At 63.7% G+C, this 17,203-nt stretch carries 13 protein-coding genes; 10 read left to right on the top strand and 3 right to left on the bottom strand.

The window, feature by feature from the left end; all coding sequences use genetic code 11:
- Window positions 1–13: 13 nt before the first annotated feature.
- Together B3M58_RS03025 and B3M58_RS03020 are read right to left on the bottom strand one after the other, a co-directional pair.
- Complete coding sequence (locus B3M58_RS03025; protein WP_296217078.1) at window positions 14–1,306, bottom strand: peptidylprolyl isomerase; 1,293 nt, start codon at window positions 1,304–1,306, stop codon at window positions 14–16.
- Entirely contained in the window at window positions 1,287–4,091 is a 2,805-nt protein-coding gene (locus tag B3M58_RS03020; RefSeq protein WP_296217077.1) for an LPS-assembly protein LptD, read from the bottom strand. Before B3M58_RS03020 ends, B3M58_RS03025 begins: the two co-directional genes overlap by 20 nt.
- A 125-nt stretch (window positions 4,092–4,216) precedes the next feature.
- On the opposite strand from B3M58_RS03020, the gene B3M58_RS03015 reads away from it, so the two are divergent.
- Genes B3M58_RS03015 through B3M58_RS03005 form a run of 3 tightly spaced genes read left to right on the top strand, consistent with a single transcriptional unit; the run spans window position 4,217 to window position 6,670 of the window.
- Window positions 4,217–5,242 (top strand): aminoglycoside phosphotransferase family protein, encoded by a 1,026-nt coding sequence (locus tag B3M58_RS03015; RefSeq protein WP_296217076.1) that lies wholly within the window; start codon window positions 4,217–4,219, stop codon window positions 5,240–5,242.
- The gene (gene murU, locus B3M58_RS03010; RefSeq protein WP_296217075.1) at window positions 5,239–5,910 is read left to right on the top strand and encodes an N-acetylmuramate alpha-1-phosphate uridylyltransferase MurU; all 672 of its coding nucleotides are present in this window, start codon (window positions 5,239–5,241) and stop codon (window positions 5,908–5,910) included. The genes B3M58_RS03015 and murU overlap by 4 nt, the downstream gene beginning before the upstream one ends.
- Before the next feature lies 1 nt (window position 5,911).
- Window positions 5,912–6,670 carry a TerB family tellurite resistance protein gene (locus B3M58_RS03005; protein ID WP_296217074.1) on the top strand — a complete coding sequence of 253 codons (759 nt, stop codon included), beginning with the start codon at window positions 5,912–5,914 and terminating at the stop codon, window positions 6,668–6,670.
- Here the strand turns inward: B3M58_RS03005 and B3M58_RS03000 are convergent.
- The gene (locus B3M58_RS03000; protein ID WP_296217073.1) at window positions 6,667–7,701 is read right to left on the bottom strand and encodes an alpha/beta hydrolase family protein; all 1,035 of its coding nucleotides are present in this window, start codon (window positions 7,699–7,701) and stop codon (window positions 6,667–6,669) included. The genes B3M58_RS03005 and B3M58_RS03000 overlap by 4 nt on opposite strands.
- A gap of 196 nt (window positions 7,702–7,897) precedes the next feature.
- On the opposite strand from B3M58_RS03000, the gene B3M58_RS02995 reads away from it, so the two are divergent.
- From B3M58_RS02995 to B3M58_RS02965, 7 genes are all read left to right on the top strand, one after another.
- Window positions 7,898–10,282, top strand: a complete 2,385-nt coding sequence (locus B3M58_RS02995) for a PAS domain-containing sensor histidine kinase (RefSeq protein WP_296217072.1) — start codon at window positions 7,898–7,900, stop codon at window positions 10,280–10,282.
- Window positions 10,283–10,326: 44 nt separating this feature from the next.
- Window positions 10,327–10,956 (top strand): response regulator, encoded by a 630-nt coding sequence (locus B3M58_RS02990; protein WP_296217071.1) that lies wholly within the window; start codon window positions 10,327–10,329, stop codon window positions 10,954–10,956.
- Window positions 10,957–11,349: 393 nt separating this feature from the next.
- A complete protein-coding gene (locus tag B3M58_RS02985) occupies window positions 11,350–12,474 on the top strand; it encodes an ABC transporter ATP-binding protein (protein ID WP_296217070.1) in 1,125 nt (374 codons plus the stop codon).
- Between the two features lie 46 nt (window positions 12,475–12,520).
- On the top strand, window positions 12,521–13,555 hold the full coding sequence (locus tag B3M58_RS02980; protein WP_296217069.1) for a polyamine ABC transporter substrate-binding protein: 1,035 nt from the start codon (window positions 12,521–12,523) through the stop codon (window positions 13,553–13,555).
- Between the two features lie 80 nt (window positions 13,556–13,635).
- The gene (locus B3M58_RS02975; protein WP_296217068.1) at window positions 13,636–14,883 is read left to right on the top strand and encodes an ABC transporter permease; all 1,248 of its coding nucleotides are present in this window, start codon (window positions 13,636–13,638) and stop codon (window positions 14,881–14,883) included.
- Window positions 14,884–14,897: 14 nt separating this feature from the next.
- On the top strand, window positions 14,898–15,725 hold the full coding sequence (locus B3M58_RS02970) for an ABC transporter permease (protein WP_296217067.1): 828 nt from the start codon (window positions 14,898–14,900) through the stop codon (window positions 15,723–15,725).
- Between the two features lie 100 nt (window positions 15,726–15,825).
- Window positions 15,826–17,199 (top strand): sigma-54 interaction domain-containing protein, encoded by a 1,374-nt coding sequence (locus B3M58_RS02965; protein WP_296217066.1) that lies wholly within the window; start codon window positions 15,826–15,828, stop codon window positions 17,197–17,199.
- Window positions 17,200–17,203 lie beyond the last annotated feature (4 nt).

The raw sequence follows: 17,203 nt of genomic DNA, 5'->3' as shown, positions 1-17,203 counted from the left end.
CGATAGGCGGCTCTTAGAGCTTGCTTTCGACGTAGGCCTCATCGCGGATCTGCCGCAGCCAGGATTGCAGTTCTTCGTCGTACTTACGGTTACGCAGCACGTTCAGCGCCTGTTGCTCGCGGAACTGCGCGCTGCTGTCCGTGGCGCGGCGACCTATGACTTGCAGTACATGCCAGCCGAAGGGGCTCTGGAACGGCTTGGAAATTTCGCCGCTGGCGGTGTTGTTCATCACTTCGCGGAATTCCGGCACCAGCGCGTTGGGGTCGATCCAGTTCAACGTACCGCCGTTGAGGGCCGAGCCCGGGTCTTCGGAGTAGCTTTTCGCCAGTTCGGCGAAATCTTCGCCCGCTTGAATGCGCTCGTAGAGGCGTTCGGTCAGGCGCTTGGTCTCGGCTTCGCTGCGGATTTCGCTGGGCTTGATCAGGATGTGACGGACATTCACCTCGTCACGTACCTGGGTTTCGCCGCCGCGTTTCTCCAGCAACTTGAGCATGATGAAGCCGGTCGGCGTACGCATCGGTTCGGTGACCTCGCCGACCGACAGCGCGCCAAGCATGGCGTCGAACGGTGGCGGCAGTTGTGCGGCTTTGCGCCAGCCCATTTCACCGCCTTCCAGGGCTGTTTCGCTGGCCGAGCGGGCAATCGCCAGCTGGGCGAAGTCGGCACCCTGTTGCAGTTGTTGGTAAAGCTCCTGGGCCTGACGCTCGGCAGCCTGAATGGCCTCGGCAGAGGAACCCTCAGGAATCGGAATGAGGATGTTGGCCAGGCGGAACTCTTCCGACAGCTGCATCTTGCCCAGGTCGGAGGCGAGGAAGTTTTTCACTTCCTGGTCGGTCACCTGGATGCGCTCGGCCACGCGTCGCTGGCGCACGCGGCTGATGACCATTTCACGGCGTACTTGGTCGCGCGCATCGACATAGGACAAACCGTCCTGGGCCAGGGCGGCGCGGAACTGCTCGAGGCTCATGCCATTACGCTGGGCAATAGTGCCGATCGCCTGGTTGAGCTCTTCATCGGTGATGCGGATGCCTGAACGGTCACCGATTTGCAGCTGGATGTTCTCGATGATCAGACGTTCCAGCACTTGTTGGCTGAGCACATGCTCCGGCGGCAGTGCCGCGCCGCGTTTGGTGATGGTTTGCTGCACCTCGCGCAGGCGCGAATCGAGCTGGCTCTGCATGATCACATCGTTGTCGACGATAGCCACGACGCGGTTGAGCGGTTGTACTTCGGCCTGGGCCGCAGTACCCAGAAACAGCGCGCCCAACAGCAGCGGGCGCACGCAATCAGAAAGCTTGATCTTCACGTTCACGATAACCTTGAATGCCTTGGTCGAGGAAAGTCTCAGTCTTGTTACCCACCACGCCGCCCAGGCCTTTGAGGACGATTTGCAGGAAAATACCGCGGTCCGGCTCGTCATTCAGTGCCGGGTTGAGGCTGACTTCGTCGTAGTCGATCCAGTAGCGGTTGATCAGGCGTAGCTTCCAGCAGCAACTGTCGTATTCGAAACCACCGAAAGCCTCCAGCGTGCGGTTGCGGCCGTAATCGTACTGCCAGCGGGAAATCACGCTCCATTTCGGCACGATTGGCCAGATAACCGAGAAATCGTGCTGGCTGATCTTGTAGTAGTCCTTGATGAAGTTGGGACTGCCTGGCGTGCCGTAGTCGCCGCCGCCAACCACCCAGTCGCCGGTGGTCTGATCAAAGCGCACGGTGTCGTTGCGGTAGCGATACCCGGCGTTGACTACCTTGTTCGGGTTGTCTTCCGGCTGGTAGTGGAACATTGCACTACCCGAGCGGGTGCGATGGGTGTCCGGGTCCCAGTTGAAATCTGAACTCAGGCGCCAGTCGCGGTTGAAACGGTACATATATTCAAGTGCGTAAGGCGAGACCGATGACTGGTAGTCTGCGCGATCACTGAGTGGTGATGTGCCGGGCCTGCCGCTGAAGCTGTCAGGCAAAGTCACCTTGCGATCTTCGAAGTAGAAGGCCTGGCCAATGCTGAAGCGTTGGCGTTCGAAGCCGTTGCTTTCGATCCAGCGGTTGGTGACGCCCAGCGACAGCTTGTTTTCGTCGCCAATCCGGTCTTTGCCGGAGAAGCGGTTTTCCCGCCACAACGACGAGTAGTTAAAGGTGCTTTCGCCCGTGTCGAATAGCGGGATATCGGTCTGATCTTCCTCGGGGACATAGAGGTAGAACAGGCGCGGTTCCAGGGTCTGGCGATAGGACTTGCCAAACCATTGGGTCTCACGGTCGAAGTACAGGCCGCTGTCGACGCTGAAGATCGGTACGCCGCGATCCTGGCTGTTGTTGAACTCCTGTTCGGCGAGCAGGCTGGTCTTGCCCTGCTGATCGAGGCTCAGGTCGTAATTGGTGTGCAGGTACTTGACCTGTGGCTTGAGGAAGCCCCAGCTCCAGTTCAGCGGCAGGCTGACCGCAGGTTCGAGGTGCAGGCGTTCACCGTTGGCACGAGCCAGGCCACGCAGGCGGTCGTCGTACCAGCGGAACTCTTCTGTGCCAGTGTTCCCGTTTTCGTCGGTGAAGAATCCACTGCGCAGGTCGCGATCGAAACGTACCAGCTCAGTGCCATAGGCAAAGTTCAAGCCGCCCGGCTGGAACGGTAGGCGGCCATCCAGGGTAATCTGCGGCAGGCGGTCGTACGGCGTGATATCGGTGATATTGGCCAGCTCATAGGCATGCGCGTTCAAGCGCGCCGTGTAGCCATTGCCGCGGTAGGTCAGGGTGCCGCGCTGGTTGACATAGGTCGTGGTGTCGATACCCAGGTCGGTACTCAGGTCCTGGAAGTAGTACGGGTCGCTGATGTCGGTGTAGTCGACTTCGGCCAGCAGGCGCGAGTCGAGGCCGCCACGGTGTTTCCAGCTATAGAGCCAGCGCTGGTCTTCGTATTCCGATTGCAGCTTGCGGTCGTCGTTGCTGTCGTCGAGGTAGGCGGCGCCCAGCTGACCTTCACTGCTTTTGGTCAGGTAGCGGAACTCGCCTTCCATCAGCAGGCCACGGTCGCTCATGTAGGTGGGGTACAGCGTGGCATCGTAGTTCGGTGCCAGGTTGAAGTAGTACGGCGTTTGCAGGGTCAGGCCGTTATCGCTGGAGCTGCCGATGCTCGGCGGCAGGAAGCCGGACTGGCGACGGTCGTCGATCGGGAAATAGATGTAGGGGGTGTAGAACACCGGGAAGTCTTTCACCCGCAAGGTCACGTTGGTGGCCGTGCCGAAGCCGGTCGCCGGGTTCAGGGTGATGTTGTTGCCCCTCAGGTGCCAGCTGTTGCTGCCTGGTTCGCAACTGGTGTACGTGCCGTCTTTCAGGCGGATAATTGCGCTTTCTTCGCGTTTGGCATAGAGCGCGCTACCGCGTATGTGGCCTTTGTGCAGCACGTATTCGGCGTTATCGACTTGTGCTTCGCCGTTATCCAGTTGCAACTCGGCGCGATCGCCAACGACCAGCATGCCCTGGTCGCGCAGGCGCACGTTACCGATCAGTTCGCCACGGTTTTCTGCCTGGCGCAGGTTGGCTTCGTCGGCCTCGACTTGCATGCCGGCTTGGCGCAGCACGACATCGCCGGCCAAGGTTGCCACTTGCTGTTCCTGCTCATAGCGCGAAGCCTTGGCGGAAACGAACAGCGGCGCTTGGCTCATCGGCGTTTTGTCGTTCATGCCTGGGCGACTCGGCTCGATGTAGGCACCGGCGCAATACGGGCCGACTTCCGCCAACTGCGCGGCGCTCAGTTGCTCGCGTGGCACCCAGTCCAGGTGGCTGTAGTCGGCACTGCGCGAAGCCAGGCCCTTGCCGCCACTTTCGGTGACCAGGGTGGTGCTGGCGGTTTTGTCGACAGCACTTTTTTCAGTGCTGGCCGCGCCGCTTGAGCTGACGGCGGCGCCACTGTGCACGGGCCGCGCAGGCACGGCCGCGCTACTGGTTTTCGGCGCGCACGCCCAACCACCCGACGCCGACACCTGGCAGTCATACTGCTCGGCAGCAATTGCCAATGAACCTGCGATAGGCTGGAGGGCCAGAAGGCCGCCAGTTACCAGAAGTGGGAATTTTTTACGAAACGCGGGGTATTTTACTGCCATCTTATTTTTCCGGGCTTCCTGCGCGCCATCGGCCCAGGGGCCGCACGCCACTCGATGGGCTGAAAAAGATGCTGGATAATAAAGCATGACCCGCGCAACGGCTAGCGCCGTCGGAGACCCTTGTAATGCCTGATGAAGATGTACGCCTGCAACTGCTCAATGAATGGCTCGACCAACAACTACCGGCACTGTTCGCTGCACGCGGCTGGGGGGCGGTGCCACACGCCAGCCTGACGTCCGCCAGCAGCGATGCCAGCTTTCGTCGTTATTTCCGTTGGCAGGGCGCCGAGCGCAGCCTGATCGTGATGGATGCGCCGCCGCCTCAAGAGGACTGCCGGCCATTCGTCCAGGTCGCCGAACTGCTCGCCGCCGCCCAGGTGAATGTGCCGCAGATTCTCGCGGCGGATCTGGCGCGCGGCTTTCTCCTGCTCAATGATCTGGGCCGGCAGACCTACCTGGATGTGATCGATGAGCGCAATGCCGATCGCTTGTTCGCCGATGCGCAGCAAGCGTTGCTGGCGTTTCAGCAACTGCCGATGAGCGCGCCGCTGCCAAGCTACGACGAGGCGTTGTTGCGTCGTGAGTTGCAGTTGTTTCCCGAGTGGTATGTGCAGCGTCACCTGGGCGTTGAGCTGAACGCGGCGCAGCAAGCGGCGTGGCAGCGGGTCTGCCGGCTGCTGATCGACAGTGCTCTCGCGCAGCCCAAGGTGCTGGTGCATCGCGACTACATGCCGCGCAACCTGATGCTCAGCGAGCCGAACCCTGGGGTGCTGGATTTTCAGGATGCGGTGTATGGGCCGGTGACCTACGACGTCACGTGCTTGTTCAAGGATGCTTTTCTCAGTTGGTCCGAGGGGCGGGTGCGTGGCTGGCTTGAAGCCTATTGGCGCCAGGCGCAGGTCGTCGGTATTCCGGTGCAGGCCGAGCTGGAGGACTTTCTGCGGGCCAGCGACCTGATGGGCGTGCAGCGTCACCTCAAGGTGATCGGCATCTTCGCGCGCATCTGCCACCGCGACGGCAAACCCAAGTACCTCGGCGACGTGCCGCGCTTCTTCACTTATATAGACGCGGTGCTGGCGCGGCGTCCGGAGTTGGCTGAGCTGGCCGAATTATTCGCCAGTTTGCCCAAGGGCGCGGTGGTGCCGGCATGAAGGCGATGATTTTGGCCGCCGGCAAGGGCGAGCGCCTGCGCCCGCTGACCTTGCACACCCCCAAGCCGCTGGTGCGCGCCGCCGGTGTGCCGTTGATCGAGTACCACGTGCGCGCCCTGGCGGCTGCCGGGTTCCATGAGCTGGTGATCAACCATGCCTGGCTGGGGCAGCAGATCGAGGATTACCTTGGCGACGGCGCGCGCTTCGGTGTGCGCATCAGCTACTCGGCCGAGGGCGAGCCGCTGGAAACCGGTGGCGGGATTTTTCGCGCGCTGCCCTTGCTCGGCGACGCACCGTTTCTGGTGGTCAACGGCGATATTTTCACCGACTACCCCTTTGCCCGCCTGCAGCGTGCGCTGACAGGCTTGGCCCATCTGGTCTTGGTCGACAACCCGGTGCATCACCACGCAGGTGATTTCTACCTGGACGACGGGCAGGTGCGTGACGCCCAGGCGGAGCACGCCAACCTGACCTACAGCGGCATCGCCGTGCTGTCGCCGAGCTTGTTTGCCGGCTGCCAGGCCGAAGCGTTCAAGTTGGCGCCTCTGCTGCGTCGGGCGATGGCCGACGGCCTGGTCGGCGGTGAGCGTTTTGGCGGTTGCTGGGTCGATGTCGGCACCCACGAACGTCTGGCCGATGTCGAGCGTCTGCTCGCACAGGGGCACTGAGATGCTCTGGCCGGCGACTCTGCTTGGCGCGGTTGCCGGGTTGGCCGTGGCCAGCATTCCGGGGGCACTGCTGGGCGGGCTGCTGGGGCAGGTACTGGACCGCCGCTGGCGCTTGCATAGCTGGGCCGTATTGCGCGAGCGCCTGGGTGGCGCGCCGGCGGCGGATGACGAGGCCTTGCTGTTTATCCTGCTGGGGCGCTTGGCCAAGTGCGAAGGGCGTGTGTCGCAGGCGCACATTCAGCAGGCGCGAGCCGAGATGCAGCGCTTGGGGTTGCATGAGCAGGCGCAGCGGCGGGCGATCGAGGCGTTCGCCCGGGGCAAGACCGGGCGCGACAGCTTACGCGCGCCATTGCGCCGTCAGCGGCAGCGCAGCGAAGCCTTGCTGCGCGCGTGCTGGCGGATGGCGTGGGTCGACGGGCGGGTCAGCCAGGCCGAGCGCGAGCTGATTTTGCTGTGGGGCACGTGGTTGGGCGTGTCCGCCGCTGCTCAGGAGTTGCTGAGTAGCGCATACGCGCCGAAACAGGGGCCGCTGGCGTCCGCCGGTGGTAATTATCAAGAGGCGCTGCGTTTGCTCGGCGTGGCGGCTAATAGCGAACCGGCGCAGATCAAGCGCGCCTATCGCCGGCTAGTGAGCCGCCATCATCCGGACAAACTGCTTGGCAGCGGTGCCGGCCCTGAGCGGGTGCGCGACGCCACGGAAAAAACCCGCGAGCTGCACCAGGCCTATGCGCTGATTCGTCAGCGCCACGGCTTTCGCTAACCGCCCGGCGCACCAGCCGGCGTAGCCGTAGCGGCAGGCGGTGCGCTGGCCTGTAAGTGCAGGCTGAGCCAGCCGCGAATGCGCCGGTAGAGTTGTTCCTGTTCTGCCGCGCGATTGCCTGGCAACGCCTTCATGGCGACCTGAATATACGCCGGGTGCTGTTGCCGTTTGCCGGCTTGCAGGCGTTTCAGCGCGGCGGTGCGGTCGTTGGCCTGGTCCTTGTAGTAAAAATCGCCGGTGGCCAGCTTTAGGTTGGGAATCAGCTCTTCTAGCGCGGGACTGAAACCCTCGGGCAGTTCGGCGGCGACCAATAGCAGGTTCTGCACATTCGCCGGTTGACGCTCGGCCAGGTAGCGCGCGGCCCAATAGGCACCGCTGCCATGGCCGAGCAGAACCACGGTCTGCGCTTGCTGCTGTTGAGCGAAGGCGATGCCGGCCGCGATGCGTGCCAGCACGCGCTCGGCATGCGCCTGGCGCAGGCTGGCGGGGTTCGGTGCGGCGCTGGCTGCCGCTTCGCTGGCGCTGTCATCGCTAGCCGGATCCGCGGTGGCGCTGGCGTCTGCCGGTGTTTCAGCGCTGTCAGGCGTTGGGCTGCTGGGCGCGGCGCGCGTCAGCAATGGATCGCCCTCCGGGTCGGGCAGGCTCAGGCTCAGGCTGTGCCAGCCGGCGTCCGGCAGTTTGCTGCGCAGGGGGCCGACGGTCTGCGGCCAGTCGGCGCTTTCGCTGTCACCCGGCAAGAGGATCACCGCGCCACTCGGCTTGCCGACATTCGCTGGCTGCCAGAGGGCGAGGAAGGTCTCGTCGCCGGCCTGCAACTGCTGCTGTTCGCTGGCCGGTAATTGGCGTGTCAGGGCTTGTGCCTCGGCTTGGCTGCGCTCACCCAGGGGCGGGCGCTCGACGGCTGTCGGCGGCTCCGTCTGTTCGCCGGACGGGGCGCTGGTCGGTGCACGTTCTTCGGCATGCAGCGTCAGCGTGTAAGGCAGCAGCGACAGGCAGAGCAGGGGCAGTAACGGGGAGCGAGTGCGCAGCATCGGAATAACCCTGGCCGGTGGTGATTCAGCCAGCCTAATGGCTCGGCGACTATTTGTCAGGCCGAGCCTTCGCCTGGTGAGGGGCGCCTGGAGTAAGGTAGGCCGAATAGGGTCTGTTGCCGTTTCATCGCGCCCGCGAATGAAACGGCAACAGGCCCTAGTGTTTCCCTTGAGCGTGAACTGCGCGGTGTTGTGCATGATTCGTCTGTTGTGTTTTTCGCTGTTGCTTGCCTGCCTGCCGCTGCCGGTAGGGGCGGCCAATGCCCCGCCGTCCGCCGCCCTTAGCGAGGCGCAGCGTGCGTGGTTGCAGGCGCACCCGCAGTTGCGCGTGGGGGTGCTGTTGCAGGCGCCGTATGCGCAGTTTGATCGCCGCCAGCAGACCCTCTCCGGGGCCAATATCGAGTTGATGAACTGGCTGGCCGCGGCGCTGCACGTCGAGTTGCGCTGGCGGCATTTCCAGGATCAGGCGGCGCTGGAGGCGGCTTTGCGCGCCGGCCAGATCGACCTGGCGCCGGGCCTCAGTCAGACCCCGGCCGGGCTGCGCCTGTGGTTATTTTCCGACCCGTACATGCGTGTGCCGCATCTCTTGGTGGGCGCGCGCGACGGCACTGGCGCCGTCGACCTGGAACAGCTCGATGGCGAGGCGCCGGTGGCGCTGAAAGTGCCGAGCGCAGTGGCCGATTATTTGCGCAGCAGCCATGCCAATCTGCATTTGCAGGCGGTCGATTCGCCGCGTCAGGCCTTGTTGCAGGTGCTTGGTCAGCAGGCGAAATATGCGGTGCTGGACGAAGCGCAGCTCAGCCGGTTATCGCACGAGGCCGAATTCGCCGGGCTGGCGATTGTCGGCGACATCGGTCTGCCGCAGCTATTGCGGGTCGCTTCGCGGCGCGACTGGCCTGAGTTGGCGGCGATCGTCGACGTCGGTTTGCGGGCGATTGCGGCCAAGGACCTCGATCAACTGCACGCCCGCTGGCTGCAACCGCGTAATCCGCGTGTGGCTGACTCTTCGGGTTTTTGGCAGAGCCTCTGCATCCTGCTGGGTCTGCTCCTGCTGATCAGCCTGGTGCTGTTGTTCTGGCTGCGGCGGCAGCGCGACAACTTGGAGTTTTGCCTGCTCGCCGCGCGGCACGACATCGAATTGCGCGAGGCGGCCAGGGATGCGTTGCGCCTGGCGCAGTTTTCCATCGACCACAGCACCGTCGGTATTCTCTGGGTTAACTGGGACAGCCACGTGCGCTACGCCAACCACGCTGCCGAGCGAATGCTCGGCTATGCGCCGGGTGGGGTGGTCGAGCGGCCGCTGATCGATTTCGAGCCGAGCCTGCACATGGATCGCTGGCTCAACCTGTGGAAGCATGCGCGCCACGGCGATGACGGCCCGCTGAGTTTCGAGACCGAGTGCCGGCGTGCCGATGGCAGTGCCTTGCCGGCGGATGTGTCGTTGAGTTTTCTGCGTTACCGCGACACCGAGTACCTGGTGGTGTTCATCACCGATGTCACCGAGCGGCGCCGCGCCCTGGCGGCCTTGCAGGAGAGCGAGGCGCGCCTGCAAGGCATCGCCGCCAACGTGCCGGGCCTGGTGTTTCGTCTGGAGCGTGCGCAGCCGGGCGAGCCGGTGGATTTCGCCTTTATCAGCGACGGCAGCGAGAGCCTGGTCGGCTACCCGGCGGCCGCGTTACTGGCGCCGGATCACGGCATTCGCAGCCTGGTGCACGCGGACGACCGTGCGGCTTATCACCGCAGCCAGGACCAGGCCCTGGCCAGCGACAGCGACTGGCACTGGCAGGGGCGCATTCTCACCCGCGCTGGCGAGCAACGCTGGGCTGACATCAAGGCGATTGCCCGGCGCCTCGAGGGTGGTCAGGTGGTGTGGGACGGCATCGTCTGGGACATCAGCGAGAACAAGCGCACCGAGTTGGCGCTGGGTGAGTCGCGGGCGCAGTTGCGCGAATTGTCGGCGCACCTGGAAAGCGTGCGCGAGGAAGAGAAGGCGCGCATCGCCCGCGAGGTACACGACGAACTGGGCCAGGTGCTCACCGTGCTCAAGCTGGAAACCTCGATGTGCGAGCTGAGCTATGCCGAGCTCGATTCCGGCCTGCGCGAGCGCCTGGACAATATGAAACGGCTGATCGCCCAGCTGTTCCAGTTGGTGCGCGACGTGGCCAGCGCCCTGCGTCCGCCGATTCTGGATGCCGGGCTGGCCTCGGCCATCGAATGGCAGGCGCAGCGTTTCGAGGCGCGCACGCAGATTCCCTGTTTGGTCGAGGTGCCGGAAAACCTGCCGCAGCTGGCCGACGCCAAAGCCATCGGCCTGTTCCGTATCCTGCAGGAGGCACTGACCAATGTGATCCGGCATGCCGGCGCGCATACTGTCGACCTGCGCTTGGCGCTGGAAGGCGATAGGTTGCGCCTGAGCATCAGCGACGATGGTCGCGGTTTCCAACCCGCGGCGGTGAGTAGCCACTCGTTTGGCTTGGTCGGCATGCGCGAGCGCGTGCTGATGCTCGGCGGCAGCCTGGACATCGACAGCCGGCCGGGCGAAGGCACCACCTTGACGGTCAGCGTGCCGCTGGACAATTGAGCGCGCCACGGCATATCGCCGGGCGGTAAGAGGAGAGGCTGCGAGTGATTCGGGTATTGGTTGCGGAAGACCACACCATCGTGCGCGAGGGCATCAAGCAACTGATCGGCCTGGCCAAGGATCTGCTGGTGGTCGGCGAGGCCTGCAATGGCGAACAGCTGCTGGAAACCCTGCGGCATACGCCGTGCGAAGTGGTGCTGCTGGATATTTCCATGCCCGGGGTGAATGGCCTGGAGGCGATTCCGCGGATTCGCGCGCTCAGCCAGCCGCCAGCGATTCTGGTGCTGTCGATGCACGACGAGGCGCAAATGGCCGCGCGCGCATTAAAGGTCGGTGCAGCCGGTTACGCGACCAAGGACAGCGACCCGGCGCTGCTGCTCACGGCGATTCGCAAGGTCGCCGGCGGCGGTCGCTATATCGACCCCGATCTGGCCGACCGCATGGTTTTCGAGGTCGGCCTGACCGACTCGCGGCCGCCGCATGCGTTGCTCTCCGAACGTGAATTCTCGGTATTCGAGCGCCTGGTGCAGGGTGCCAACGTCAACGAGATCGCCCAGCAATTGGCGCTCAGCAGCAAGACCATCAGCACCCACAAGGCGCGGTTGATGCAGAAACTCAACCTGCATTCGGTGGCCGATCTGGTGCGTTATGCGCTGGAACACAAGCTCTTGTGAGTGTGCTGCCTCTAAATAAAGGTTCTGCGTGAAACAAGGCAGTGCTTGGCAGGCAAGCGCCTCAACCTTGTAGGCTGGGTTAGCGGCGCAGGCCGCCGAGGTACAGGCGACACAGATTCCGCACGCCGCGTAACCCAGCACGGCGTCGGTACTCGCGCCGTCAATGCTGGGTCACGCCGCGCCAGAACCGGCTGCTTGAGCGGGCCACCGCGCACGCGTCTAACCCAGCCTACGGAACTTCGGCCCACCCACCCTAGCGGCTGTTTTTGTAGGGCAATCCCTACATGCAATCTTCCATAGCCCTTATAGCAATCTCTCATACCGCCCGATTTGCGCTGGCTGCAGGCTTCTCTAGGCTCTCAGTACGGCTTACGGCAAATCGAAGGTGTGGGTATGGGCGAGGCAACGGCAACAGGGGCGGCAGACGAGGTACTGGTGAGCTTTCGTGGCGTGCAAAAAAGCTACGACGGCGAATCGCTGATCGTCAAAGACCTCAACCTGGATATTCGCAAAGGCGAATTCCTCACCTTGCTCGGGCCGTCCGGCTCCGGCAAGACCACCAGCCTGATGATGCTCGCCGGCTTCGAGACGCCGACCGCCGGGGTCATTCAGCTGGGCGGTCGTTCGCTGAACAACGTGCCGCCGCACAAGCGTGACATCGGCATGGTGTTCCAGAACTACGCGCTGTTCCCGCACATGACCGTGGCCGAGAACCTGGCTTTCCCGCTGTCGGTGCGCGGCATGAGCAAGACCGATGTCAGCGAGCGGGTCAAACGCGCGCTGTCGATGGTCCAGCTCGACGCCTTTGCCGCGCGCTATCCGGCTCAATTGTCCGGCGGTCAGCAGCAGCGCGTGGCCCTGGCCCGCGCCCTGGTGTTCGAGCCGCAACTGGTGCTGATGGACGAACCGCTCGGCGCGCTGGACAAGCAGCTGCGCGAGCACATGCAGATGGAGATCAAACACCTGCACAAGCGCCTCGGCGTGACCGTGGTCTACGTGACCCACGACCAGGGCGAAGCGCTGACCATGTCCGACCGGGTGGCGGTGTTCCACCAGGGCGAGATCCAGCAGATCGCCGATCCGCGCACCCTGTATGAAGAGCCGCGCAATACCTTCGTCGCCAACTTCATCGGCGAAAACAACCGCCTCAATGGCCGCCTGCTCAGCCAGGACGGCGAGCGTTGCGTGGTCAGCCTGGCGCGCGGCGAGAAGGTCGAGGCGCTGGCGGTCAACGTCGGCCAGACCGGCGAGCCGGTGACCCTGTCGATCCGCCCCGAGCGCGTACGCTTGAACGGCTCCAGCGAAAGCTGCCGCAACCGGTTTTCCGGGCGCGTGGCGGAATTCATTTACCTCGGCGACCACGTGCGCGTGCGCCTGGAAGTCTGTGGCATGAGCAACTTCTTCGTAAAACAACCGATTGCCGAACTCGACACGGCCCTGGCGGTGGGCGATGTGGTGCCGATCGGTTGGCAAGTGGAGCACGTCCGCGCGCTCGATCCGTTGTTGGACAGTCACTGATCCTTTCGCGCATTACCAACCCCCAGCCACAGTGGAGTAAACAATAATGAGCAAATACCTCACGTTCCCCGCGCTCGCCCTGGCCGTGGCCTGCGCCACGCCGGCGCTGGCCGCCGATTTGACGGTGATTTCCTTTGGCGGCGCGAACAAGACGGCGCAAACCAAAGCCTTCTACGAGCCCTGGGAAAAGAGCGGCAGCGGCAAGGTCATCGCCGGTGAGTACAACGGCGAGATGGCCAAGGTCAAAGCCATGGTCGACACCAACAGCGTGTCCTGGAACCTGGTGGAAGTGGAGTCGCCGGAACTGTCCCGCGGTTGCGACGAGGGCATGTTCGAAGAGCTCGATCCGGCGCAGTTCGGCAACCCCGATGATTACGTCGAGGGCGCCATCCAGCCATGCGGCGTGGGCTTCTTCGTCTGGTCGACGGTGCTCGCCTACAACGCCGACAAGCTCAGCAGCGCGCCGAGCGGGTGGGCGGATTTCTGGGATACCGAAAAATTCCCCGGCAAGCGCGGCCTGCGCAAGGGCGCCAAGTACACCTTGGAGTTCGCCCTGATGGCCGACGGCGTGGCGCCGAAAGAGGTGTATCAGGTGCTGGCCACCAAGGAAGGTCAGGACCGTGCGTTCGCCAAGCTCGACCAGATCAAGCCGAGCATCCAGTGGTGGGAAGCCGGCGCCCAGCCGCCGCAGTTCCTCGCCTCCGGCGACGTGGTCATGAGCTCGGCCTACAACGGCCGCATCGCCGCGGTACAGAACGAGAGCAACCTGCAAGTGGTGTGGAACGGCGGCATCTATGACTTCGACGCCTGGGCCATCCCCAAAGGTGCGAAAGACCAGGACGCGGCGCAGAAATTCATCGCCTTCAGCGTACAGCCCGAGCAGCAGAAGACCTTCTCCGAGAACATCGCCTACGGTCCGGCCAACAAGAACGCGGTGGCCTTGCTCGATCCAAAATTGTTGAAAGACATGCCCACCACCCCGGAAAACATCGCCAACCAGGTGGCCATGAACGTGACCTTCTGGGCCGACTACGGCGAGCAACTGGAACAACGCTTCAACGCCTGGGCTGCGCGTAACTAAGCCATGCCCTGGCTCGGCCCCTCTCCCGCTTGCGGGGGAGGGGAGTTTTCCCTGGTTTCCCTGTTTTCGCGGAGTTCGTTATGGCCACCACCGTACCCCTGACCGAGGTCGCCGGCCCCACCTTGAAGCAGCGTCTGGCGCGTGCCGAGCGCTTCAATCGCCTGAAAGCCCAGGCGTTGATCCTGCCGCTGTTGGTATTTCTGGTGTTGGTGTTTCTGGTGCCGATTGCCGCGCTGCTCTACAAGAGCGTGAACAACCCGGAAGTGGTCGACAGCATGCCGCGCACCGTCGAGGCAATCGCCAGCTGGGACGGCAAGGCACTGCCCGCGGAGCCGGTGTACCGCGCGCTGAGCTTGGACCTGGCCGAAGCGCGGGCCAATCAGACGGTCGGCGACTTGTCCAAGCGAATGAACATGGAACTGGCCGGCTACCGCAGCCTGATGGCCAAGACCGCCCGGGCGCTGCCGTTCAAGAGCGAGCCGGCCTCCTATAAAGATGCCTTGGAAAGCCTCGACGAGCGCTGGGGCGATCCGGCCTACTGGCAGGTAATCCGCCGCAACACCAGTGACGTCACGCCCTATTACCTGCTGGCCGCCTTGGATCATCGCATCGATGACCTCGGCGAGCTGGCGCCGGCCACGCCGGACCAGGCGATCTACCTGGATATTTTCACCCGCACCTTCTGGATGGGCCTGGTGATCACCGCCATCTGCCTGGTGCTGGCCTACCCGTTGGCCTACCTGCTGGCCAACCTGCCGACGCGGCAGAGCAACCTGTTGATGATCCTCGTGCTGCTGCCGTTCTGGACCTCGATCCTGGTGCGCGTGGCGGCCTGGATCGTGCTGTTGCAGTCCAGCGGCCTGATCAACGGGGCACTGCTGGCGCTGGGCATCATCGACAAGCCCTTGCAGTTGGTGTTCAACCGCACCGGGGTCTACATCTCCATGGTGCACATCATGCTGCCGTTCATGATCCTGCCGATCTACAGCGTGATGAAGGGCATTTCGCCGACCTACATGCGTGCGGCGATCTCCCTCGGCTGCCACCCGTTCGCCAGCTTCTGGCGGGTGTATTTCCCGCAGACCCTGGCCGGCGTCAGCGCCGGTTGCCTGCTGGTGTTCATCCTCTCCATCGGCTACTACATCACCCCGGCGCTGCTCGGCAGCCCCGGCGATCAGATGGTCAGCTACTTTGTCGCGTTCTACACCAACACCTCGATCAACTGGGGCATGGCCACGGCCCTTGGCGGCCTGCTGCTGTTCGCCACCCTGGTGCTCTACGTGGTCTATAGCTGGCTGGTCGGCGCAAGCCGCCTGCGTCTGGGATAAAGGAGACGAATGAAATGCTGAGCCCCTACATGTCCCCGGTCGAACGCGTGTGGTACTACAGCCTGCGCACGCTCTGCGCGCTGGTGCTGTTGTTCCTGATTCTGCCGGTGTTGGTGATCATCCCGTTGTCGTTCAACGCCGGCACCTTCCTGGTCTACCCGATCGAGTCGTTCTCCCTGCGCTGGTACGAGGATTTCTTCGCCTCCGCCAGCTGGATGCGCGCGCTGAAAAACAGCCTGATCGTCGCTCCGGCGGCCACCGTGCTGGCGATGGTGCTCGGCACCCTAGCCGCGATTGGCCTGACCCGTGGCGAGTTCCGCGGCAAGGCCCTGGTGATGAGCCTGCTGATTTCGCCGATGGTGGTGCCGGTGGTGATCGTCGGCGTGGCCAGCTACCTGTTCTTCGCCCCGCTGGGCATGGGCAACAGCTACCTGTCGCTGATCCTGGTGCACGCGGTGCTCGGCGTGCCGTTCGTCATCATCACCGTATCGGCGACCTTGCAGGGCTTCAACTACAACCTGGTACGCGCCGCCGCCAGCCTCGGCGCTTCGCCGCTCACCGCGTTCCGCCGGGTCACCCTGCCGCTGATCGCGCCGGGGGTGATCAGCGGTGCGCTGTTCGCCTTCGCCACCTCGTTCGACGAAGTGGTGGTGACCCTGTTCCTCGCCGGCCCCGAGCAAGTCACCTTGCCGCGGCAGATGTTCAGCGGCATCCGCGAGAACCTCAGCCCGACCATCGCCGCCGCCGCGACCCTGCTCATCGGTTTCTCGGTGGTGCTGTTGCTGACCCTGGAATGGCTGCGCGGGCGCAGCGAGAAACTGCGTACCCAGGCCAGCGAGTAAGCCGCCCACGCTGGCGCCGCCGTTCGGGTGCCAGCGGTTTTTGCCCTTCTCGCGTGCGCACTCTTTAAACTACTGGCCTTTCGCGGTGAGAGGAGGGGCCATGAATCTCAGCGAAGCCAATCTGGAAGAGCTGCTCGACGCGCTGCATGACGGGGTTTACATCACCGATGCCGATGGCGTCACGCTGAAGGTCAACCGAGCTTACGAGCGCCTGACCGGCCTGCGCGGCGTCGACCTGGTCGGCCGGCCGATGCAGGAGCTGGTACGCGATGGCGTGCTCTCGGAATCCGTCTCGCTGCGGGTGCTTAAGGAAGGCAAGGCGCTGTCGATGATGCAGCGCGTTAGCCAGGGTAATCGCCTGCTGGTCAGTGGCACGCCAATCCTGGCGGCGGATGGCAGTGTGCGTTACGTGGTCAGCACCGTGCGCGACATGACCGAACTGCTGCGCATGAAGCACGAGCGCGACGAGCTGCAACAGCTCAAGCAACTGCGCTCGAGTACGGCACGCCTGCATGCCGGGCAGCGCGATGCCTTGCTCAACGACTCTCCCGTGGCGGACCAGGTCGCCTCCGGGCGCGTCTTCGCCCAAGCCAGGCAAGTCGCGCGCAGCGATGTGAAGGTGCTGCTGCAGGGCGAGACGGGTGTTGGTAAAACCCTTATCGCCCAGTACATCCACACCGCCAGTGCCCGGGCGCAGCAGCCATTTCTGGCGCTCAACTGCGGGGCGTTGCCGGAACACCTGATCGAGGCCGAGTTGTTCGGCTACGTGCCCGGTGCGTTTACCGGTGCCGGCAGCAAGGGCAAGCGCGGCCTGCTGGAGCTGGCGCACCAGGGCACGGTGTTTCTCGATGAGGTGGGCGACCTGCCGCTGGCCGTGCAGGTCAAACTGCTCAAGGTGATTGAGGAGAGTCGCTTTATTCCGGTCGGTGGCCTGGAGCTCAAGGAGGTGGATGTACGCATCATCACCGCCACCCACCATGACCTGCCGCAACGTGTGGCCGAGGGGCGCTTTCGCGCCGATCTCTATTACCGCCTGAATGTGGTGCCGATCCATATTCCCGCTTTGCGTGAGCGCAGCGATGAGGTGGTGCCGCTGCTCAACTACTACCTGGCGCAGTTCAACGCCCGTTATGCCCGTCAGTTGAGCTGGAGTCTGGAGGCGCTGGACCGGCTGGTCGATTACCCCTGGCCCGGCAATATCCGCGAGCTGATCAACCTGGTCGAGCGCATGGTGGTGACCTGCGAAGGTGACAGTATCGGGCTGTTCGACCTGCCCACCGAGGTGCGTCAGGCATCTGAGGCCGTAGGTGATGATGCGCAGATACCGCTGCGCAAGCGCGTCGAATTGCTCGAACGCGAGGCAATCCGTGCGGCCTTGCTGCAGCACAAGACCACCCGTGAAGCGGCCCGCGCCCTGGGTATCAGTCAGGCCACCGTGGTGCAGAAGATGAAAAAGTGGGATCACACTGATTAGAAAG

It is taken from the genome of Pseudomonas sp. UBA2684, from assembly GCA_002354655.1.
In the GTDB taxonomy this organism is placed as follows: Bacteria; Pseudomonadota; Gammaproteobacteria; order Pseudomonadales; family Pseudomonadaceae; genus Aquipseudomonas.
The sequence above is the reverse complement of the archived record's forward strand: the minus strand, read 5'-3'. Positions and strand labels throughout refer to the sequence as shown.